The sequence below is a fragment of the Caballeronia sp. LjRoot34 genome (assembly GCF_964253815.1).
Lineage (GTDB): Bacteria > Pseudomonadota > Gammaproteobacteria > Burkholderiales > Burkholderiaceae > Caballeronia.
The window spans coordinates 224,955-245,387 of the sequence record NZ_CAXUSB020000003.1; the positions used below are offsets into that span (position 1 = coordinate 224,955).

Sequence of the window (20,433 nt, forward strand, 5' to 3'; positions counted from 1 at the left end):
GATTCTTTTCCTGTTCCGTTCCTCATGGGGTACTCCGTAGACTCTTCCGCAGTTGCGGCGCTTTGCAATGCGCCATGCGTCTTTACATGGAGAGAGCTATGTCGAATAACAGTATCCCCTGGCAAGCGGTGCTTGAAAGCGAGCGCTTCCAGCGTCTGGCACGTCGCCGTCGGACCACCGTGCTTACGCTTGGCACGATCGCCGCCGTTTATTACTTTGCAATCCCGGCGCTGATCGCGTGGGCGCCCGGCTGGTTCCGTATCCACGTGACAGACGGCTTCAATCTGGGCACGCTATTCGCCGTATCGCAATACCCGCTCGGCGGACTGATCGCGTGGGCATTCCTGCACCGCACCGCCGCGCTGGATCGGGAAGCGCAAGGACTCGTCGAGCGGGACGATGCACCGGTTCTCTCAGGAGAGCACTGCAATGCGTATTGACGTCCGCTTCACAACGGCGGCCTGCATGCTGGCCGCCGCCCTCCCCGCACGCGCGCAAACCGGTGCCGGCGTGATCCAGCATCACGGACTGACGTTTCTCGTATTCGGCCTCGTGATTGCGTCGACGCTGCTCATCACGTACTTTGTGTCGCGCCGCAACCGCACCGCCGGAGACTTCTACACCGCAGGCGGCGCTATCAGTCCGGCAAGGAACGGCTTGGCGATCGCGGGCGACTATCTTTCCGCAGCGGCGTTTCTTGGCGCCTCGGGGCTGATCTCGCTCTATGGATTCGACGGCATCATCTATCTTGTCGGCTTTTTCGCGGCGTTCATTCCGGTACTGCTGGTCATTGCCGAGCCATGTCGCAACCTCGGCCACTACACAATCGGCGACGTCCTTGCAATGCGCAACGGTTTTCGCTCGACCAAGGCCGTGTCCGCGTTGTCGAGCGTAGTCGTGGCGCTGGTCTACATGATTCCGCAGGTGGTCGGCGGCGCCGTGATCGTCAGCACGCTTGTCGGCATCGATTACACCGTGTCAGTGCTTAGCGTCGGCTTGCTGATGTTGGTGTACGTGGCGTGCGGCGGCATGCGCGCGACGACCTGGGTGCAAGTCATCAAGGCTGTCCTGCTTATCGGCGCCTCGTTCGTGCTCGTAGTGCTCGCGTGGATACCGTTTGGCTTTCGCGTACCGGCATTCATGCAAGCCGTTGTATCAAGTCCGTTTGTTCATGCTCACGTGGCTTCGTTGACCACGGGAACGTCGCTCACCGGCGATGCGCTTGGCTGGCGCTTTCTCGAGCCCGGCTTATATCTGAAGCAGCCGCTTGAACTCCTCTCGCTCGGTCTGGCGCTTGTGCTTGGCACCGCCGCGATGCCGCACATCATGATGCGATTTTTCACCGTAAAGGATGCGAAGGCCGCACGCCATTCCGTCATGTGGGCGATGCTCGGCATCGGCACATGCCATCTCTTCATTGTCGTGATCGGCTTTGCTGCAGCGTACTTCGTCGGGGCTCCGCTCATCACGTCGCTAGACAAGGGCGGCAATCTCGCCGCGCCGCTGCTGGCTCAAGCACTAGCGGGCGGCCAGGGCAGCGTGGGCGGCGACCTGATGATCGCTTTCATTGCCGCTGTCGCGTTCGCCACGATCGTCGCCGTGGTCGCTGGACTCACCCTAGCCGCGGCTTCGTCACTGGCGCACGATGTCTACGTTGGCGCGCTGCACGGCGGCCAGGCGAGCGAGCGTCAGCAGGTCGTGGCCGCACGCATCGCGACGCTGTTCGTCGGTATCGTGGCGATTGGCGCCAGCATTTTGGCGCGCGGACAGAACGTCGTCCAACTCGTCGGCCTGGGATATGCGGTGGCGGCCTCCGCGAATCTGCCCGCGCTCGTACTGACGCTCTACTGGCGGCGCTGTACAACACAAGGCGTACTTGCGGGAATTGTGATCGGAACGCTCGCGGCGATCGCGCTCGTGCTCGTTTCGCCCAACATGACCTATCCCGGACTCGTGCGTGAGGCCGCCGAGCATCGAGCCGAAGCCATCGCATTGCACCTGCAGCACGAGCAGGATGTTGCTCAACGTAGCGCGCTGCTTGCCGAGGAGGCCGAGGCACGAGCGACGGTGCACAGCATTGCGCCGGACGCGACGAGCATCGTGGGTCTACACAAGCCGCTCATCGCGCTTCGTAATCCGGGCATTGTGTCGATTCCTTTGGGTTTCCTGCTTGTCGTGCTGGTTTCGCTCTTCACGCGCGATCCGCTGGCGTCGTCGCGCTGGGCCGAACTCGTGGTACGGCGCGAGACCGGATGGCATAGCGCCGCGACCGTCAATCATTGAACAGATAGCCCTCTTAAAGAGCTTGGTAACTACATTGCGAGCCTGAACATATGTCGAGTCTTCTCGTCGTCAAAGTCGCTGCCGTCCACGCCGCTCCCGTATTCCTGGACCGCCGCGCGACCGTTGAGAAAGCAGTTTCCATCATTCGCGAGGCGAGCCGCAATGGGGCAGAACTGGTCGCTTTCCCTGAGGCGTTCATACCCGCTTTTCCCGTATGGACCTCGCTGTGGGCGCCAATCGACAATCACGATCTCTTCGAACGCTTTGCCGCCGAAAGCATCTACGTTGACGGTCCCGAAATCGCCCGGATCGCTGCGGAAGCCAAACGTTGCAGTATCTTTGTCTCGCTGGGTTTCAGCGAGCGGTCGTACGCAAGCGTAGGCTGTTTGTGGAATTCGAACGTGCTGATCGATGATCGTGGATCGGTCGTCAATCACCATCGCAAACTTGTGCCGACGTTCTATGAAAAGCTGGTCTGGGCTGCAGGCGACGGTGCGGGACTGCGGGTCGCCGACACGCGTATTGGCCGCATCGGCGGCTTGATTTGCGGCGAGAACACCAACCTGCTTGCGCGTTACACACTCATGGCCCAAGGTGAACAGATCCACATCTCGAGCTGGCCCGCGCTGTGGCCGACACGCCGGCCCACCAGCGGTATCAACTACGACAACGTTGCGGCAAACCGGCTGCGTGCCGGCGCGCACTCATTCGAAGCAAAAGCGTTCGGTATCGTCTGCGCGGGTTACATGGATGCAGCCATGCGCGATTTCCTCGTCCAACGCGATCCAAATGCGGCGGCGGTACTGGACGGCTCGCCGCGCGCGGCGACGATGTTTGTCGATCCGACAGGCGCGCCGCTCGGCGACCTTTTGCACGAGGAAGAAGGCATTGCGTATGCGGAGTTTGACCTGAACCGCTGCGTGGAGCCCAAGCAATTCCACGACGTGGTGGGTTACTACAACCGTTTCGACGTGTTCTCGCTGACAGTAGACCGCACGCGCCAGGAACCAGTCACGTGGCGCGAGCAAGCCGCTGTAGCGTCTGCTCCGTCCGCTGAAAAAGAAGCTGCAACGTCTGATTCGATGTTCAAGTGATATGGACCAGGGAAAGCAACGCGAGGCGCCGTGTGCCAGCGGAATAACGGTTACCCATGAAGGGTATTTTCTGCGAGTCCCCGACCGTGGAGTGCACGCGCTAACCGAGTATGTCACCGACGATGAGCAGCTCTTCGTCGTTACTCACATGGCGCTGATCGAGGTTGATCCGCAAGTGTGGTCGTTGCGTGTCGACGGCATGGTAACGAATCCAATAAATATAACGCTCGATGAAATACTTGCGTTGCCGCGACACGATGTGCATTCGGTGCATGAATGCGCTGGCAGCCCGCTTACGCCCAAGGTCGCCAAGCGGCGAGTCGGCAACGTGGTATGGAGTGGCGTACGTTTATCCGACGTACTTGATCTTTGCGGTATCCAACCCGGAGCGGCGTACGTCTGGACCGAAGGACTTGAACGGGGCGAGTTCGCGGGAATCAAAGACGAGCCATTCGTCAAGGATCTCCCGCTGCACAAGGCCCTGGCGCCGGAGGTTCTTCTCGCTGTAGCGCTTAACGGCAAACCGCTACGGGCCGAACGTGGCGGTCCGGTTCGTCTTGTCGTTCCCGGGTGGTACGGCACGAACTCCGTAAAATGGGTGGGCAAGATCACGCTCGCCGATAGACGTGCGCCTGGGTCGTACACCACACGCTTTTACAACGACCCGACGCCCACCGGCCCGCGCCCGGTCTGGGATGTTGCGCCTGAGTGCGTGATAGTCTCGCCCGCGGACAAGAGTGTCGTGAGTGCCGGTGAACCCACGAATATAGAAGGTTGGGCGTGGTCCGATGCCGGGGTCACGCGCGTCGAAGTGAGCGTGGATGGAGGCGAGAACTGGAAGGTGGCGAAGCATGCCGGTCGCCGCGACTTTAGCTGGCAGCACTTCAGCCTTTCATGGACCTTTCTTGTAGGCGAACATCGTATTCTATGCCGGTGCTTTGATGCTAGCGGCGTAGGTCAGCCCGTATCGTCAGCGCGAAACGAAATACATTCGATCATGATCACAGCCATTTCGACTGCGGCCACGCACAATGCTATGCCGTCGTAAGGATATTCAAGGCGCACGTACACCATCGCGCGTTGGCGAGTAATAATCGAGCCATGAATACATCTCACCGCCCACAATGAAAGCGCTGGAGCTTCGACAATTTCGCTACTTTTCAATCCTTGCACGCGAGCTGCATTTCGGCCGGGCGGCAGATATTGCCTATGTAACGCAACCCGCCTTGAGTCAGCAGATTGCCAAGCTGGAAGAACTTGTCGGCACCCCGCTGTTCATTCGAAGCCCCCGCGGCGTCGCGCTCACCCCTGCCGGGGAAGTACTCCGCGACGGTATTGAAGAGATGCTGGGGCAGCTCGAAAGAACACTCCGGGCCGCACGCGAATCCGGCAAGGTGCAAAGCTTCACACTTTCGATCGGGCTGGTCGAATACACCAACCTGCCTTTTATTCCGCCCGCGCTAATACGCCTTCAGGCGCTATACCCCGATGTCAATATTGTCCGCCACGAGATGAACGCGAGGCGGCAAATAGCGGCGCTCGCAACGGACGAGATTGACGTAGGTTTTGGCGTACCTGTCGAGCAACCGGACCCAAAGGCGCACATAGGCTCTGAACGCCTGCTGGATTCCGGCTGGTGTCTGCTGGTTCGTCGCGATCATCGCTTTGCACAACGCACCCGTCTGCGTATTGAGGAGCTTGCCGGTGAGCGACTGATCGTTCCCGCGCGGGCCGTCAACGAACCGCTCTACGATTCGGTGCTCGCCCGCTTTGCCGACGCCAACGTCAAGCCGACTATCGTCTACGAGACCATGCAATCGCAAGTCGGCATCGCCCTGGTCGACCAGGGGCTCGGCTCGCTGCTCAGCGCAGCCTACGTTTTTGCATCGGTGCCCGACTCTCTCGAGCATTGTCCGGTCGACGGTTTCGAGCCGCTGGCCGTGGAGATATTCTTCCGCGAGCACGAGCGTAGTCCGCTAGTGCTCGATTTCATCGAACTCGCGATCGAGGAAGCACGTCGTACGCAATTGAGCCAGCTCCTCCTGCCCACCGGCGACAGGAAGGCCGATTAGCAAAACTTATCGCGAATCCCGCTACTTCGAATTGGCCCGATGAACCACGCTCTGCCACACTTCTCTCCTCGGTCAATGACCACAAGTCCCAAGGAGAATCATGAAATCCCGAAGTATTTCCGCGCGTGGTTTTGCGGCAGCGTCAGCGATAGCCGTCACGCTCGCCGCTACCGCTGTGCAGGCGCAAAGCGCCCCGCTGTCAAGTAGCGACGGTATCGCTGCCGTCAACGCCATGCGTCAACAATCCCTCGTCGGCACACACGACTTCATCGACCGGCGGGCCGCCTTCGAAAAGCTGATGGCGAGATTCCCGGTTCCGGATGGCGTGACGATCCGCACGGTCAGCGCGAACGGCGTGTCCGGCAAGTGGATCTCGCCGGACAATGGCAGTGCGTCCGGCGCACACAGGCGTGGCGTGATTCTGTATCTGCATGGCGGCGGCTTCTATAGCGGCTCCAGCGACAGCCATCGTGTGCTCGCCGCCACGCTCGCGAAGGACGCTCAAGCCGACGTATTGCTAATCGACTACCGGCGCATGCCCGAAGCCGTCTATCCGGCCCAGATCGACGACGCTGTCGCCAGCTACGAATGGCTGCTGCAACAAGGCTATTCGGCCTCGAATATCGCACTTGCAGGCGAATCGGCCGGCGGCAACCTTATGCTCGAACTGGCGTTGAGGCTGCGCGCGGCACACCGGCCGTTGCCATCGTCGATGGTCGCGATGAGTCCGATCATGGACCTGACCGCGTCGGGAGAATCGACCCGAACAAACGCCGATAGAGACCCGGTACTAACCCGCGATGGACTGCTAAACGTAACCCGTATCTACATGCATGGCGTCGATCCGCGCAGCCCCGACGCGTCGCCCTTGTTCGCCGACCTGCACGGATTGCCGCCGCTGCTTCTGCAGGTCGGCGCGGGCGAAATCCTGCTCGACGACAGCCTGCGTATCGCGCGAGTGGCCGCGATGGACGACGTAGCAGTTTCGGCCGAAGTCTGGCCCGGCATGGTGCACCAGTGGCAACTGTTCCCGAGCCTCGTACCCGATGCCCGCCGTGCGCTCAAGGACAGTGGCGAGTTCATCCAGACACGTCTGGCGGCCGCTGGAGACGCGCAGTGACTGTCATCCATACTAGCGTCGCCGGTCGTAGAGTCGGCGTACGCTACCAGGGATTAGCCTTCGGATTGACAGCTACACTGATCTGGGGCGGCTTTCTTGTTGTGTCCCGCTACGGTATTGGCTCTGGCCTGAAGGCAACCGATCTCGCCTTTCTGCGCTATCTGACGTCGGGGCTGCTTCTCCTACCCTGGCTGCTGCGGCATTCCCCGCGCCGCCTCGCCGGTGTGGGCTGGCGCAAGGGACTGTGCCTCGCTGCGCTTGCCGGCCCTTTGTTCATCATCGTGAGCGCCAGCGGCTATTACTTCGCGCCACTGGCACACGCAGCGGTGATCCAGCTCGGCATGCTGACCCTGGTCAGCATTCTGCTCGCAGCCGTGATTCTCCGTGAGCGTCCGAGCGCAAGTCGATTGACGGGACTCGCTGTCGTGGTATTCGGGCTCGCTGTCACAGCAGGTCCCGGCTTGCTGCATGGCAGCTCGATAGCATGGCTCGGCGACGCGCTCTTTGCACTGGCCGGATCAATGTGGGCACTCTTTTCAGTGCTGCAGCGACGCTGGGATATCGCGCCGCTTCCCGCCACCGCGGTCGTCTCTGTGTTGTCGGCGGCCGTCTATACGCCGGTCTATCTCGCTTGCTCCGGACTCCAGATCTTCACTACCACCAGTATGGCTGTACTCGTTGTTCAAATCATTGCCCAAGGCGGCCTGTCCGGTGTGGTTGCGCTGTTTGCTTTCTCACGGGCAGTGCAGGACCTGGGTCCCAGCCGGGCGGCTCTGTTCCCGGCACTCTCGCCGGGTGTGGCAATGCTGCTCGGCATCCCGGTGACCGGTGACCTTCCCTCGCCTGCTCAGCTTGCTGGGTTGGTCATCCTGACAGCCGGACTCATCGTTGCCGTACGCGCTCGTGGTGGCTGAGACTCATACTCTCGTTTCCGGGTTCTGTCCAGTAAGGAAATTAGGTGGAAGTGAGACAGAACGGATAGGAATGCTTATTTCGTGAGATCGTAGAATTGCTCGGCGACTGAACGACGCCGTCCATCGTCACTCTTCATCTGCCCCTTCGCTATCATGTGCATGAGTTCGATACCGCCTAAAATGATGCAGGCGCAACGGAAGCTCTTGAATCCTAGGATTGGTCGTACGATGCGTTTGATCGCTCGATGGTCCTGCTCCACCACGTTGTTCAGATACTTCGATTATCGAATTTTGATCGGCACTTCGCGATCAGCATTGATCGCATTTAGCCCTGCGAGATTCGCTCCGCTCTTGTCGATCGTCACCGTCTCCGGTACGCCGTTTCCAGCGATCGCCTTTTCGAAATAGCGCAGGGCCGCGGCCTTGTCCCGCTTGGCTCTGAACAGGAAATCAATGGTTTTGCCCGCCTTGTCCACCGCCCGATAGAGGTGGTAAGTAGGCCCGGGAGTTTCGCCCCGAACCTCTCGCAGAACCGTACGTGACACTCTCGCGTCATACGGCTCCCGTTATCCAACCAGTCCTTCGACGACACGCCAGTGGACAAACATCCGCGGCACGGACCTTTTCATCTTGCGGAGCCATTCCACACTACGGCGCCTGTGGCCCGACAGTGTCTTATACTTGCGTCTGGCCCATTGCTCAAGCCTTCCGTCAACGTATTGGAAGAGCTCGTGCATCGCAGTCTGATAGAACGCACCGTAGTAGTTCCACCACCCTTGCATCGTCAGGTTACATTGCTGCGCAAGGTCATTAAGTGTCGTTGGTGTCCGACGATGTATTCGCCAACCCCGCACTTTTTGCCGCATCCGGTTCAATGCATCTTTGCTCACCGCTGGCAGGAAACTGGTAAATCGCCGGTTGTATTTGCTGGATGCCACTCTTAGTCTGAACGTAAAACCGAGAAACGTAAACTGCACGTTCGGATACACATGGGTACGGTTGCTATCCTTGCAGTACACGATCTGCGACTTCTCCGGATGCATTGTTAATCCGCACTCCTCCAGTCGTGATGCGATCTCTCGCATCAGTTCTTCTGCCTGTGCCCGACTGCGGCAATGAACCACCGCATCATCGGCATACCGAGCAAAAGGAGAGTGAGGATAAGTTCGCTCCATCCAGAGGTCGAACGCATAATGCATGAATAGATTCATCAGGATGGGGCAGACCACTCCGCCTTGCGGAACGCCCCGCGCCCGTGGCAACTGAGTCCTATCCGCAGTCTCGAACGGCGCAATTAGCCACCGCTCGATGTACAGCAAGATCCGGTCTTCCTTGATGTGGCGTCGCACCGCCTTCATCAACAACGCATGATCGATCCAGTCAAATGCCGCCTTAATGTCAAACTCAACGACCCAGTCGTACTGCCAGCAACGCTTTCGCGTGACGGCAATCGCCTATTTTGCCGACTTGCCCGGCCGGTATCCATAGGAATTTTCATGGAATATCGGATCGAGCACCGGCTCAATCATGAGCTTGGCCACGCTTTGCGCAACTCGATCAGACACAGTGGGAACGCCCAACTTCCTAGTGCCGCCCTTGGCCTTCGGAATTTCAACCTGCTTAACCGGCGGCGGGAAGTACGACCCCGACGACATCCGGTTCCACAGCTTGTAAAGATTTCCCGATAAGTTCTGCTCGAACATGGCGATCGTTTCATCGTCCACGCCGGCAGCGCCACGGTTAGCCCTCACCAGTTGATACGCTTCCCACACCATACGCTTTGCTATGCAATAGGGTTTTGTTGATGTCACGTCACTCATCCCCGCAATGCAGGTTGGTGACCTTCGTCAACCGGATAACGCCGCCCCTTCGCTCCACCATCATTACAACGGCTTCAACACTACTACGGGCAGCTCCGCCCCTCACTCTGGCATCGGTATTCTTTCTCATGGTGTCTGCCACTTGTCATTTCCCTTCACATCCAGAGCAAGGTTCTCACGTTCCGTACCAAAGCCTGTATTGAGATCATGCCGCCTATACACCGACTGCCATCGGGACCGTAAGCAGGTATCGTCCCGACCTATCCTGGAGCTGGAAGTCGTCCCCAGTTTTGACAGTGCTTTAAGGCAATAACGATGCGTCATCGGACGGTTCACTTTCGTTCATCTTCTCAATACTTATCTGCCATCCTCAACGGCTGACTTTTCCACGGTCGCTCACTACCACGCCTTTTGAACGCAGCAGCACCGGGCGGTTTGAAGCCTGCCCCTGCAGGCCGGCTTCGGAAGGCCAACTTCCATCTTCAGTACAGCATCACAAGCTCCTCGCTTGTGTTCGTGACACACACTTCCATTCGCCCTTGACCTTGATGTAGGTCTCATCCATTCGCCAACTTCGACCAACCTTTTTCTTTTACGGTCCGAATGCCTTACCGAGCGCAGGCAGCAATTTGATAGCCCACCGGTGCACCGTCGAATGATCGACCGACACTGCCCGCTCGGACATCATTTCTTCCAGATGACGCAGACTCAACGGATAGGCGACGTACCAACGTACGCATGTCAGCATTATATCCAGCGGGTAATGCAGCCGCTTTAGCGCCTTGCTCACAGTGGCGTTCGGGGTCTTGGTCATTCGTTACATCGCTCGTCTCGGAACCGACCACCATAGGAGATCGGCTTACTGCGACAGAACCCATGGAGTTAGCGCCACGCTCGGACAGCAATGCCGTGGGCATTTCGGCAACCCCGCTGCTGACTCTGCCGGCACGTTGACGGGTCGTGCAACCACGCGCACTATCGCCAGCGCTATTTTGGCTGGGACACCCTCATCCAGCTTTCCCGAGTTCGTCCGAGCGCGGCGTTAGATATTCAGGCAGCACAGTTCGCAAATACGCAACGCGCGCGCGGTGCGCGATGCGCTCCGCCTCAGGATCGATCACTCCTCCCCGCAGTAGATAAAGCGACCAAATCGCGTCATTGATAGCAGCCATTTCGACAAAGCGTTCGTGCAGGTCAGGCAGATCAAACAAGATGAAATGTCGACGAAATCCATCGAGGAGATGCTGGGCCAAAATCCGGTTGTTCTCTTGGTCGAGCCGGCGGATTTCTGACGAGTATCCGACGCCCAGGAGCACTTTGCGTACTGCGGGATTTGTGCTGAACACCTCCAGCATTCCGGCGTGTTGCGCCTTCAGCAAATCCTGCCACGACTCGAAATGACCGAGTTCGGCGGTTTCTACAGCACGAAACGACGCCAAATAGCGTTCTGCAAGAGCAACAAAGACGAGCGAAACTTCAGGAAAAAAATGGTAGACGCTCTGCGGCGAAATACCGAGATTGGCCGAAATATCGTAGATACCGATATCTGACGGGTCTCGATCCTGCAACAGGACCTCGACCGTGTTCAATATATCCTCATACCGCTGCTTGCCCCGCTCTTGGGTCGGCCGACGGATTTCCGGCTTGTTCCTTTCGCCGGACTTCGTCGTCGCCTGCATAACCATCGAATCTCCCTCCTGTTAATCCCGTTAATACTGCTTCTCGCCGGTCTCTCGGCAAAACCGCCTCGACCTGAAATTTTCCGGCGCTCAAAGCAAAGTGACGGTAGCGAACCGCCCAACAGGTATCCTCCTCGCATGTTGCTCAACAGGCACCTGTCGACTTCCTCCAGGCAACGAGGCCTCACTGCACCTCGTGGAGGCATCCAATCGCCGGACCTGCCCGAATATGCAACTGTAGCTTATCAAACACCTGACTGACTGGGTTTGTCGCGTGCGAGCGGACCTATATGGCAATCGGAGACGGTAGTCAAAAACGAGGATTCAAAAAAGATCAAGTACCAAGGAGTCACTTCGGCCCTTGAGTGCCGAGATAAAACGAAGTCGAGAGTCTCGCTACAATGAAAGAGATCCCCGAGCAGGGAAACTGAAGCATCCAAGGTATTTGCAGACCTGACAACGCAGCTCAAGCTACCGCAAACCCACCGTCCACCGGGAGCACGATTCCCGTCACGTACCGCGATTTGTCCGAGCACAGAAAGTGCACCACTCGCGCGACTTCCTGCGGGGTTCCCCAGCGTCCCATCGGCAGCCTCGCCATAATCGCCTCGCTGCGCACAGGGTCGTCCAACGCACCGGCCGATAGTTCCGTGCGAATCCAGCCCGGCGCTACCGCATTCACCCTCACCCCATAACTCGCGAGCGCCACCGCGTAGGAGCGGGTCAGGCCGACGATGGCAGCCTTGCTGGTGGCATAAGCTGGATTCTTGGCCGAACCGAAGAAGCTCCACATCGAAGCGATATTGACCACTGCGCCGCGCGACGCGATCAAACGCTCCTGCAAGACGGCAATCAAGCGCTGTGAGCCGTTCAGGTTTACGTCCATGACAGAGCCGAAGCCGTCAGGCGTAAATTCCCGTCCTTCGTGCCTGATGATACCGGCCGCATTAATCAGGACCGCCACGGTATCTAGATCCGCGAGCGCTGCCTGCACGGCGTCGGTGCTCGTGACATCGGCGCGCACGAGTTCCAGATCACGATGCAGGTCGGGATCTGCATCCATTCCCAGGCAGCGCACGCGCATACCGCCTCGGGACAATTCCTCGGCTACGGCGCGCCCGATGCCGGTACCGCCGCCCGTCACAACCGCGATGAGTTGAGTCATATCCACTTTCTGCCAAGTTCTGCTCTTGCTCGCTACGCGGAGCAAGGCGATGAAAAAATCGGACTAACGAATGAACCTCTTCACATAGTCGGCGCCGAGGCCGATCGCCTCGTAGTGCTCTTTTGCCGCTTCGATGCGCGTGAACACGTCCTCGTAACCCAAGGCCTGCCCTTGCGGGTCGACGTAGGTATAGCCGCCGGTGACATGAAACCACGTAATCATTTCGTTGACGTCCGGCGGAACGTATAGCGTGTGAGTTTCGCCTGCGGGCTCGTAGGCATACGAGCCTTGTTCGGCGACCCAGTCGTGTTCGAGGTAATACCAGCGTCCCTTGAGAACCAGCGCATGGACGGGCCCGGCATGCCGGTGCCGGGACAATACACCGCTCTGACGAACTCGTAGCAATGTGACGAAATAGCCTTGGCTTGCGCTCAGGAGCAGCGGCTTGAATGCGACTGAGGGGGTGATCGGCACCCAGAGCTTATCGTCGGCCAACCAATCGCCGAGAACACCCAGGTGTATCAAGTCAGGCAACATGAAAGCGGACTGCGGCAGTTGATAAGGGACGGCCGTTTGGTCTGGCTTTCCGCCAGTGAATTCGGGCAATTTTAACTCCTGTGTTAAAAAGCAAAACGTGGATGGATTCATCGCGGATCTCCGACGCACGGCAGTCATTGTGCGAGTCCGCGCAGCAACTAACGTTATCGGTAGCAACCGCAGGCTTGGTTAACCGCTCCCGGTCGGATCAAACGGTTACCTGCACGCAAAGCCAGCGCGCCGTGTCGTCCAGCGCATTCACCGCGATGTTCCGGCGCCCAATCGGACGCTCGCCGAAGGAACACCAAGTCACCTACCGGAGCCGAGGCGTCGCGCCCCATGTCCTCGATCACACGGTCATTCTTGAGAAAATGACTTTCTCTTGCACGGCAAACCGTGCGACGCACGACAGCGTGACACTATAGAAACCTCTGCGCAGCCACGAAGGCCCTCTCGCAATACTCCAGTCCGCCAGGACGCTCAAACTGCTGCGCCGTACGCTCGCAAACCTCGGGCGAAGGAAACGTAAGCCCCGCACCGCCCGACATTGCCTTCACTTGCGCCTGGCACGCGCGCTCGAGGAAATGGATGTTCACGAAGGCTTGGGCGATGGTTTTCCCCCCAGCCAGCAATCCATGATTACGCAGGATCATCGCATCGTGTCGCCCGAGATTGCGAATCAGTCGTTCTCGTTCTTCAAGGTCCAGCGCGATTCCTTCGTACGCGTGATAGCCAATCCTGTTGTAGTAGCGCAGCGCGTGTTGAGTGATCGGCAACAGGCCGTCCTGCTGGCATGCAACCGCAATGCCGTCTACGGTATGCGTATGGATGACGCAAGCCAGATCGTGCCGCGCCGAGTGGATTGCCGAATGGATCGTGAAGCCTGCCGAGTTGATCCTCTGGCTTTCCTCGTCGCCCTCCTCGACCGGATTTCCATCGATATCTATCTTCACTAGGTCATCCGGCGTCATCTCATGAAACATCACGCCGTAGCGATTGATCAGGAACTGGTTCGCGGTGCCTGGCACGCGCGCGCTGATGTGCGTGTCGATCAGATCCGTCATGCGCAAATGGGCGACAAGCCTGTATAGCGTCGACAAGTCACGCCGCGCCTTCATCTCCGCGTCGTTTCGCCCCGGCTCGAGGCCGGGTTCAATAGGGTTTGTCATCTTAATTCCCGACCAAGTCATCGTTATGTATAGGCCGGACTGTCTCTCTGTCAGCCATCAATTGCGCCAGCATTTTGTCTTGAGCAGTACCCTCCCGTCGCAACGCGGCGATCACACCGTGGCGGTCGTCCGCCGAACGGTCTTGGTTCAGCTTGAACTTGCCTTCAATGCCGGTGATCGTCAGATCGAGGCCCGCGATCGCGCGAAGCCGCGGCGCGATGAGATCTTCCGGCATCGCACCAAATAACCATGATCCACCGACCGGCGTGTCATACGTAACGACCGTACGCGTGAGCACCTCGCGAATAGCTTCCGGATCGTCAATCCATTCAATCCGGACGTGCGCGTGGATCGCCGCATAGTTCCAGGTAGGAAACGTCCTTTGCTCGCGATACCAGCTCGGCGAGACGAACGCATGAGGACCATTGAAGACAACCACGACCTCGATCGCGGTGTGCAATGCATCGCAATGCGGATTCGCGCGAGCCAGATGAGTGGTCAGCGTTCCCAGCGGACCCCGTTGCGGGTCAATCAGGAACGGTAAATGAGAGACATGCAGGCCTGCATTCGAGCGGCTGATCAGGGTCGCGAAACTCCAGTCTTTCATGTGCGTGTGCAGGACTGAAAGATCGTCCTCGGCATAGGGTGGTTTGATATACATCGTGTTGCTCTCCAGATACGAAACCTCTCCGGCGTGGCGGGCGCTGCCCGTTTCCCGGTCTTGCGTTGTCAGCCACCCGACGCGCGGGCGGCCGTTCGATGAAGCCATTGCGCGGTGTCATCGAATGCGGTCGCGGCCACCTCGGCAATCGACACCGCTTCGAGGAAACTGTGTACCGTGCCGCGATAGGTGGTGGCCAGTACATCGACACCAGCCTGCTCAAGCTTGCGCTGGAACGCGACGCTGTCGTCATGCAGCGGATCGCATTCGGTGATGACCATCCACACCGGCGGCAGGCCCGCAACGTCAGCCCGCATCAGGTCGTAGCGCGGGTCGCGCAAATCCTGTCCACGTTCGATGTACATGCCGCGAAACCAGATCATCATGTGTGCGGACAGGCCGTAATCGCCCGCGCCGTAGCGCACCACGGAATTACGGAACAGGTTGTTGCCGAAGGTCCCATAGTTCAGTACAAGGCCTGCCAATGCGACTTCGCATTGGCCACCTTCGCCACACAATGCCAGCGCGACGCCGACCGCGAGGTTCGCTCCCGCGGAATCGCCGCCGATGAAAAGCTGGCCCGCATCAATGCGCAACGCGGACGCGTTTGCGGCGATCCATTGCACGGCATCAATGCAAGCTTCAAGGGGGCGGGGGAACCGCGCCTCGGGTGCACGCGGGTAATCGACGCCTATTACGACTATGCCAGCTCGCTCGGCATACTCGCGCATTAGACGGTCATGGGAGTCGACACTGAAAAGCACGAAGCCGCCACCGGGTAGGTAGATCAACGCGCCCGGCTGATGGCACACCGCCGGACGATAGACGCGGATACGCACGTCACCGTGGCGTGTCGGCACCCGCTGCTCGTCCACCTGCGCCATCGCCGGGCCACCCGCAGCCCACGGCGCGCGCACTTTTTCAGCAACGCGGCGCGCCTCGGCGATCGGCAAGGTATCGCGACGCGGATACTTGCGACCCTCCGCCGCCATTTGCTCGATGAACGAGGCAATCTGCGGATCGAGCGGCGCTGGCGAGCCGGTAGGGATGGTGAAGGCGGGATCGTCAAAATCCATGGTTACTCCGCTATGAAATCTGTGAATGACAGCGCCCGACGGCTCACGCCGCCCATCGCCGCTGTATGCTGGATATCCAGTCCCGTGCTCAGAAGCGCTTGTTGATACCGAACGACATGCCAAGCTGATTCTTTCCGGCCTCGGTCGTCGCATAGTTGTAGATACTGAGGTCGGCATTGCCCTGGTTAGCCATGTACCCAACGTTTGCATATAGATAAGTGGTCTTCGACAAGAAATAGCGACCGCTCGTCGTAAGCATCTGCGAGTGCTGGCCCTTTCCCTGATAGTCGTATCGCCCCGCTGTCAGGTCAAGATTGATATCCGGCGACAACCACACGCCGCCGGTCGCCCAGTACACGGTACCGCGCGGCGTCAGTTGCAGATCCCCACCCACTCGCGTAACGCCTGCCGACACGATGTAGCTGTTCGGCACTGACCAGCGCGCCGCCAGGCTGTAGCGGCGATCGGCGAGCCCTGACTGATCGATGCCGGTGCCCACCGTACCGCGGCTCTCTTCGTACACGAAGCGCGTCGCGAATGGACCCACCACGTATTCCAGCGACGCGCCGATATAGCGACCAGCCTCCGTGTTGCCGGCCAGCTGTTGTCCAAAGCCGTACATCGCTTCGACGTTGAGGCCGGCGAGTGTTGGCGACAGGTATTTGACTGAGTTGTTCAGTCGCAAGGTCGTGAGTGGAATCGGATCGATCGAGAGGATCGAATACGACGCGAGCGAGGTGGGATCGTAGTTCAGCGTCTTGTCGTACTGAACGCTGTATTGGCGTCCGGCGGTCAGCGTGCCCAAGCCGTTGTTGCCCAAACCGACCAGTGCGGTCCGGTTGAACAATGTCCCGGATGACACGAGCGCGCCGCTGGTCGAGTCGAAGCCGTTTTCAAGCTGAAACAGCACCGTGGTGCCACCGCCGATATCCTCCTGGCCACGCAAGCCGAAGCGTGACGGCCAGAAGCCCGCGTTGATCATGCCGACCTGGGAGTTGCCAGCCGAATTCGCATGGTTCAGGTACTGGATACCGGTGTCGAGCATTCCATAGAGCGTGACACTGCTCTGTGCATAGGAAAGGGCAGGTGCCAACGCGAGTAGCCCAAGCATCGATTTAAATCGCATTCGAAACCTCCATGAAATTATGTAAATGATTAGTAGACCTATAAATTCCGAAAAATAAAATTCTTAAACCCGGCACATCGATGGCAGCGCGCCGATCACGGCCGCGTCAAGCCGCCGGACTGGCGCAGGCGGACCGCGTCGCATCGCCGGGATGCGCGAAAATCTCCTTGCCCGGCATCGCATCGAGCAATTGGCGGGTGTACGCGTGCTGAGGCGCACCAAAGATCTGTGCGGATGAACCTTCCTCCACCACTTGTCCCCGCTGCAGCACGATGACCCGGTCAGAAATTTCCGCCGCCACGCGCAAGTCGTGGGTGATGAACAGCATCGTCAACTCGAGTTCGTTTTTAAGTTCCTCGAGTAACGCGAGCACTTGGGCCTGCACTGACACATCGAGCGCGGACACCGCCTCATCGGCGATCAGCACACGCGGCCGCAGCGCCAGCGCGCGTGCGATCGCAATGCGCTGGCGCTGGCCGCCCGAGAACTCGTGCGGGTAACGCGGTATCGCCGCAGCACCGAGCCCGACACGCTCCAGCAAGCGGGCGGTGAGTGCGCGGGCATCGGCACGCGGCATGCCGAATGCGACCGGCCCCCGCATGATGGCGTCGCCAATAGGCTGGCGCGGATTGAGCGAGGCGAATGGATCCTGGAAGACGATCTGCACCTGGCGCCGATACGCGCGCAACTGCGCGCCAGATGCCTGCAACACGTCGTTCCCGGCGAGTTTGATGGTGCCAGCATCGGGCTCGGTCAGCCGCATGATCATGCGCCCGAGCGTGGTCTTGCCCGAACCCGATTCGCCGACGATCGATACAGTCTCGCCCGCGCGCACCACGAAGTTGATGTCGTCGGCAGCCACCACCACGCGCGCTGGATTGAACCAGCCGCTGCGCGAAACAAAAGTCTTGTACAGGCCAGCAACTTCGAGCATCGGCGGCGCGACCCGGCGCGATATGTCCTGGACCGCGGCTCCAACGCTCGGCCGGCGCCCCGGCACGGCATCGATCAATTGCCGCGTATACGGCTGCGCCGGACGCGTGAGAATCTGCTCGCGCGTTCCCTGCTCGACGAGCCGGCCCTGACGCAACACGATCACCCGGTCTGCAATGTCCGCCACCACGCCAAAGTCATGCGTGATGAACAGAACACCCATGCGCCGCTCGACTTGCATGTGACGCAACAGATTGAGAATCTGTCGCTGGGTCGTCACATCCAGTGCGGTAGTCGGTTCGTCAGCAATCAGCAGCCTCGGACCGTTGAGCAGTGCCATCGCGATCATTACACGTTGGCGTTGTCCGCCCGACAATTGGAACGGGAAGCTGCGCATGATCTGTTGCGGAGATGGCAAACCCACCGAGCCGATCATCTCCGCGCAGCGCTCATCAAATTCGCGGACCGGCGAACGACCGCCGTCATGAAGGCGAACTGCTTCGGTTAGCTGACGACCGATAGTCTGCAAGGGATTGAGCGCGCTCATTGGATCCTGGAAAATCATCGCAACGTCGCGACCGCGCAGGCCGCGCATTCGCGCATCGTCGAGTCCGACTAGTTGCTTGCCGGCCAGGGACACGCTGGTCCCGGGCAGCGTTCGCACGCCTCGCGGCAGCAGCCCAAGTATCGAATGCGCGGTCATTGATTTGCCCGAGCCCGACTCGCCAACGAGGCAGACGATTTCACCTTCGCGCACGTCGAACGACAGATCAGTGACGGCCCGGTCGCGGTCCGCCGCGCTCGGGAGTGCAATCGACAAATTGCGGACCGCCAACAACGGGGTATCCTGCTGGTCCGGGAAAGTAATGGAGTTCTTCATCGACGCGATATTCTCGGGTTAAGGACATCGTTCAGGCCTTCGCCCACTAGGTTGATCGCCATCACCGTCAGCAGAATGGCCAGCCCCGGAAAGGCGCTCATCCACCAGGCAACGCGGATCATCGTGCGTGCTTCGCCAATCATGAAACCCCAACTCATCAGGTTCGGGTCTCCCAGCCCCATGAAGCTCAACGCACTCTCCATCAGCACTGCGTTTGCCACGCTCAGCGACGCGGTGACAATGATCGGTGACAACGCGTTGGGCAGTATCTGGCGCAGCACGATTGCCATTCCGGACTCGCCCTGGCAGCGTGCAGCCTGGACAAATTCGCGTTCGCGCAGCGCCATGAACTCGGCGCGCGTGAGGCGCGCAAGCTGCGGCCAGCTCACCAGCGCAATCGCCACGGTGAGCGTCTTGATCGACGGTGTGAGGATCGCGACCAAGAGGATCGCCAGTAGGAAGGCTGGAATCACCTGAAAGAGCTCGGTAAAGCGCATCAGCCAGTCGCCGATGCGGCCGCCCAGATACCCGGCGGTTGCACCGATCACCAATCCGATCGACACGGCGGCAAGCGTCGATACACAGCCGATCAGCAGCGACACGCTGGCGCCGTGGACAATACCGGAGGCGATGTCCCGACCGAGACTGTCGCTACCGAGCAGCAAGCCGGGGCTGTCGGGAGGCATAAACGGCTGGCCTGCTGAATCCCACGGACTGCCCGGACAGATCACCGGAGCCAACACCGCCAGCACGATGATCGCCAGCAGGATAACCAGGCCGATGACACCGCTGGGGTGGCGCAGATAGGAACGAATCAGTGCTTGCATAACAGGATCCTGATGAAGGAGACGTAAGCGGACGCGGCATCGGCGTTGCCGTGCGGCTAGGCAGCTCGAATGCGCGGATCGACGACCCGATACAGCAGATCGGTGAGCCAATTGAACAGGACCACCACGACCGACAGCACGAAAAAGACACCCTGCAGCGCTTGGTAATCGCGCGCCAGCACCGCTTCGTAGGTCAGCCGTCCGAGTCCGGGCCACGCGAATACCGTTTCGATCACCACCGAGCCGCCGATCAGCGTCCCAGCCTGGAGACCGGCCATTGTCACGACCGGCAGCAACGCATTGCGCACCATGTGCCGCCAGAGAACCTGGCGAGGTGAGGCGCCCTTCGCCCGGGCAGTCTTCACGTAGTCCTGGTGACTAACCTCGATGATCGACGCCCGCATCAGCCGCGTATAGACCGCGAGATACAGCATGCCAAGTGTCACAGCAGGCAGCACCAGATGCCGGGCTACGTCGATCGCGGCCGCCCAGCCGGTGAGTTCGCGTGAGACGTCCCGATACCCGAACGCCGGCAGCCACGGCAGACGCACCGCGAACAGCAGAACCATCATCAGGCCGAGCCAGAACACGGGCGTCGCATACACCACGAGGGAGATGACCGTGATGACCGTGTCCAACCATCGCCCGGCTCTCACGCCGGCAAGGCAGCCGAGCAGCATACCGCCCAGCAGCGACAGCGCGAATGCGCTGAGCGCGAGCAGCAGCGTCGCTGGTAGACGCTCAAGAATCAGCGAAAGCACCGAACGCTGTTGCCGGTACGAATAACCAAGGTCGAGATGCACGATCTTGTCGAGATATGTGCCGAGCTGGACCACGAGCGGCTTGTCGAGCCCGTACTCGCTGCGGATGCGCTCGACGAACTGCGCGTCGACCGCACCCGACTGGCCGGCAATCACAAGCGCAGGGTCCCCCGGCGCCGCGCGAATCAGCAGGAAATTGAACACGGCGATCAGCAACACGATGCAGATCATCTTGATGATCTGCGTGGAGAGCGCCATCGCCGAATTCCATGGCGCTCGCCCGGACCGCACAGCCACGGCAGGCTGCATGACTTCC

At 59.7% G+C, this 20,433-nt stretch carries 19 protein-coding genes and 2 pseudogenes; 7 read left to right on the plus strand and 14 right to left on the minus strand.

Annotation, left to right across the window (positions count from 1 at the left end; translation table 11 throughout):
- Positions 1-98 precede the first annotated feature (98 nt).
- The 7 genes from ACSQ36_RS32020 (at position 99) to ACSQ36_RS32050 (ending at position 7,483) form a co-directional block, all read left to right on the plus strand.
- Complete coding sequence (locus ACSQ36_RS32020) at positions 99-440, plus strand: DUF485 domain-containing protein (protein ID WP_436185154.1); 342 nt, start codon at positions 99-101, stop codon at positions 438-440.
- The gene (locus tag ACSQ36_RS32025) at positions 430-2,283 is read left to right on the plus strand and encodes a solute symporter family protein (RefSeq protein ID WP_436185155.1); all 1,854 of its coding nucleotides are present in this window, start codon (positions 430-432) and stop codon (positions 2,281-2,283) included. Before ACSQ36_RS32020 ends, ACSQ36_RS32025 begins: the two co-directional genes overlap by 11 nt.
- A 50-nt stretch (positions 2,284-2,333) precedes the next feature.
- On the plus strand, positions 2,334-3,377 hold the full coding sequence (locus tag ACSQ36_RS32030) for a carbon-nitrogen hydrolase family protein (RefSeq protein ID WP_436185156.1): 1,044 nt from the start codon (positions 2,334-2,336) through the stop codon (positions 3,375-3,377).
- A gap of 91 nt (positions 3,378-3,468) precedes the next feature.
- The gene (locus tag ACSQ36_RS32035; RefSeq protein ID WP_436185157.1) at positions 3,469-4,425 is read left to right on the plus strand and encodes a molybdopterin-dependent oxidoreductase; all 957 of its coding nucleotides are present in this window, start codon (positions 3,469-3,471) and stop codon (positions 4,423-4,425) included.
- 76 nt (positions 4,426-4,501) lie between these two features.
- A complete protein-coding gene (locus tag ACSQ36_RS32040) occupies positions 4,502-5,449 on the plus strand; it encodes a LysR substrate-binding domain-containing protein (protein WP_436185158.1) in 948 nt (315 codons plus the stop codon).
- Between the two features lie 100 nt (positions 5,450-5,549).
- Positions 5,550-6,569 (plus strand): alpha/beta hydrolase, encoded by a 1,020-nt coding sequence (locus ACSQ36_RS32045; RefSeq protein ID WP_436185159.1) that lies wholly within the window; start codon positions 5,550-5,552, stop codon positions 6,567-6,569.
- Positions 6,566-7,483, plus strand: coding sequence for a DMT family transporter (locus ACSQ36_RS32050; RefSeq protein WP_436185160.1), 918 nt, complete (start codon positions 6,566-6,568; stop codon positions 7,481-7,483). The genes ACSQ36_RS32045 and ACSQ36_RS32050 overlap by 4 nt, the downstream gene beginning before the upstream one ends.
- A gap of 74 nt (positions 7,484-7,557) precedes the next feature.
- Here ACSQ36_RS32050 and ACSQ36_RS32055 read toward each other — a convergent pair.
- The 14 genes and pseudogenes from ACSQ36_RS32055 to ACSQ36_RS32120 all read right to left on the minus strand — a co-directional run.
- Positions 7,558-7,986 (minus strand): annotated as a pseudogene (locus ACSQ36_RS32055) (IS6 family transposase); the annotation flags it as partial.
- A gap of 63 nt (positions 7,987-8,049) precedes the next feature.
- Positions 8,050-8,934: a reverse transcriptase domain-containing protein gene (locus ACSQ36_RS32060; RefSeq protein WP_436186428.1), complete on the minus strand. Its 885-nt coding sequence runs from the start codon at positions 8,932-8,934 to the stop codon at positions 8,050-8,052.
- A 3-nt stretch (positions 8,935-8,937) separates the two neighbouring features.
- Entirely contained in the window at positions 8,938-9,303 is a 366-nt protein-coding gene (locus ACSQ36_RS32065; RefSeq protein ID WP_436185161.1) for a hypothetical protein, read from the minus strand.
- 514 nt (positions 9,304-9,817) lie between these two features.
- Positions 9,818-10,117: pseudogene (locus ACSQ36_RS32070) on the minus strand (IS6 family transposase); the annotation flags it as partial.
- Between the two features lie 193 nt (positions 10,118-10,310).
- Positions 10,311-10,988 (minus strand): TetR/AcrR family transcriptional regulator, encoded by a 678-nt coding sequence (locus ACSQ36_RS32075; protein WP_436185162.1) that lies wholly within the window; start codon positions 10,986-10,988, stop codon positions 10,311-10,313.
- 460 nt (positions 10,989-11,448) lie between these two features.
- Positions 11,449-12,147, minus strand: coding sequence for an SDR family NAD(P)-dependent oxidoreductase (locus ACSQ36_RS32080; RefSeq protein ID WP_436185163.1), 699 nt, complete (start codon positions 12,145-12,147; stop codon positions 11,449-11,451).
- 63 nt (positions 12,148-12,210) lie between these two features.
- Positions 12,211-12,684: a 2,4'-dihydroxyacetophenone dioxygenase family protein gene (locus ACSQ36_RS32085; protein ID WP_436186429.1), complete on the minus strand. Its 474-nt coding sequence runs from the start codon at positions 12,682-12,684 to the stop codon at positions 12,211-12,213.
- Positions 12,685-13,103: 419 nt separating this feature from the next.
- Positions 13,104-13,853 (minus strand): class II aldolase/adducin family protein, encoded by a 750-nt coding sequence (locus ACSQ36_RS32090; protein ID WP_436185164.1) that lies wholly within the window; start codon positions 13,851-13,853, stop codon positions 13,104-13,106.
- A gap of 1 nt (position 13,854) precedes the next feature.
- Positions 13,855-14,622 carry an FMN-binding negative transcriptional regulator gene (locus ACSQ36_RS32095; protein ID WP_436185165.1) on the minus strand — a complete coding sequence of 256 codons (768 nt, stop codon included), beginning with the start codon at positions 14,620-14,622 and terminating at the stop codon, positions 13,855-13,857.
- Positions 14,583-15,590 carry an alpha/beta hydrolase gene (locus ACSQ36_RS32100; protein WP_436185166.1) on the minus strand — a complete coding sequence of 336 codons (1,008 nt, stop codon included), beginning with the start codon at positions 15,588-15,590 and terminating at the stop codon, positions 14,583-14,585. Before ACSQ36_RS32100 ends, ACSQ36_RS32095 begins: the two co-directional genes overlap by 40 nt.
- A gap of 88 nt (positions 15,591-15,678) precedes the next feature.
- Entirely contained in the window at positions 15,679-16,716 is a 1,038-nt protein-coding gene (locus tag ACSQ36_RS32105; protein ID WP_436185167.1) for a porin, read from the minus strand.
- Between the two features lie 106 nt (positions 16,717-16,822).
- Positions 16,823-18,529 carry a dipeptide ABC transporter ATP-binding protein gene (locus tag ACSQ36_RS32110; RefSeq protein WP_436185168.1) on the minus strand — a complete coding sequence of 569 codons (1,707 nt, stop codon included), beginning with the start codon at positions 18,527-18,529 and terminating at the stop codon, positions 16,823-16,825.
- The gene (locus tag ACSQ36_RS32115; protein WP_436185169.1) at positions 18,526-19,356 is read right to left on the minus strand and encodes an ABC transporter permease; all 831 of its coding nucleotides are present in this window, start codon (positions 19,354-19,356) and stop codon (positions 18,526-18,528) included. The genes ACSQ36_RS32110 and ACSQ36_RS32115 overlap by 4 nt, the downstream gene beginning before the upstream one ends.
- Positions 19,357-19,412: 56 nt before the next feature.
- On the minus strand, positions 19,413-20,375 hold the full coding sequence (locus ACSQ36_RS32120) for an ABC transporter permease (protein ID WP_436186430.1): 963 nt from the start codon (positions 20,373-20,375) through the stop codon (positions 19,413-19,415).
- Positions 20,376-20,433 lie beyond the last annotated feature (58 nt).

Bases quoted from the DNA above. Each gene is read 5' to 3' on its own strand.
- ACSQ36_RS32020 (WP_436185154.1), top strand. From the start codon at position 99: ATGTCGAATAACAGTATCCCCTGGCAAGCGGTGCTTGAAAGCGAGCGC.
- ACSQ36_RS32025 (WP_436185155.1), top strand. From the start codon at position 430: ATGCGTATTGACGTCCGCTTCACAACGGCGGCCTGCATGCTGGCCGCC.
- ACSQ36_RS32030 (WP_436185156.1), top strand. From the start codon at position 2,334: ATGTCGAGTCTTCTCGTCGTCAAAGTCGCTGCCGTCCACGCCGCTCCC.
- ACSQ36_RS32040 (WP_436185158.1), top strand. From the start codon at position 4,502: ATGAAAGCGCTGGAGCTTCGACAATTTCGCTACTTTTCAATCCTTGCA.
- ACSQ36_RS32045 (WP_436185159.1), top strand. From the start codon at position 5,550: ATGAAATCCCGAAGTATTTCCGCGCGTGGTTTTGCGGCAGCGTCAGCG.
- ACSQ36_RS32065 (WP_436185161.1), bottom strand. From the start codon at position 9,303: ATGAGTGACGTGACATCAACAAAACCCTATTGCATAGCAAAGCGTATG.
- ACSQ36_RS32075 (WP_436185162.1), bottom strand. From the start codon at position 10,988: ATGGTTATGCAGGCGACGACGAAGTCCGGCGAAAGGAACAAGCCGGAA.
- ACSQ36_RS32080 (WP_436185163.1), bottom strand. From the start codon at position 12,147: ATGACTCAACTCATCGCGGTTGTGACGGGCGGCGGTACCGGCATCGGG.
- ACSQ36_RS32085 (WP_436186429.1), bottom strand. From the start codon at position 12,684: ATGTTGCCTGACTTGATACACCTGGGTGTTCTCGGCGATTGGTTGGCC.
- ACSQ36_RS32090 (WP_436185164.1), bottom strand. From the start codon at position 13,853: ATGACAAACCCTATTGAACCCGGCCTCGAGCCGGGGCGAAACGACGCG.
- ACSQ36_RS32095 (WP_436185165.1), bottom strand. From the start codon at position 14,622: ATGGCTTCATCGAACGGCCGCCCGCGCGTCGGGTGGCTGACAACGCAA.
- ACSQ36_RS32100 (WP_436185166.1), bottom strand. From the start codon at position 15,590: ATGGATTTTGACGATCCCGCCTTCACCATCCCTACCGGCTCGCCAGCG.
- ACSQ36_RS32105 (WP_436185167.1), bottom strand. From the start codon at position 16,716: ATGCGATTTAAATCGATGCTTGGGCTACTCGCGTTGGCACCTGCCCTT.
- ACSQ36_RS32110 (WP_436185168.1), bottom strand. From the start codon at position 18,529: ATGAAGAACTCCATTACTTTCCCGGACCAGCAGGATACCCCGTTGTTG.
- ACSQ36_RS32115 (WP_436185169.1), bottom strand. From the start codon at position 19,356: ATGCAAGCACTGATTCGTTCCTATCTGCGCCACCCCAGCGGTGTCATC.
- ACSQ36_RS32120 (WP_436186430.1), bottom strand. From the start codon at position 20,375: ATGGCGCTCTCCACGCAGATCATCAAGATGATCTGCATCGTGTTGCTG.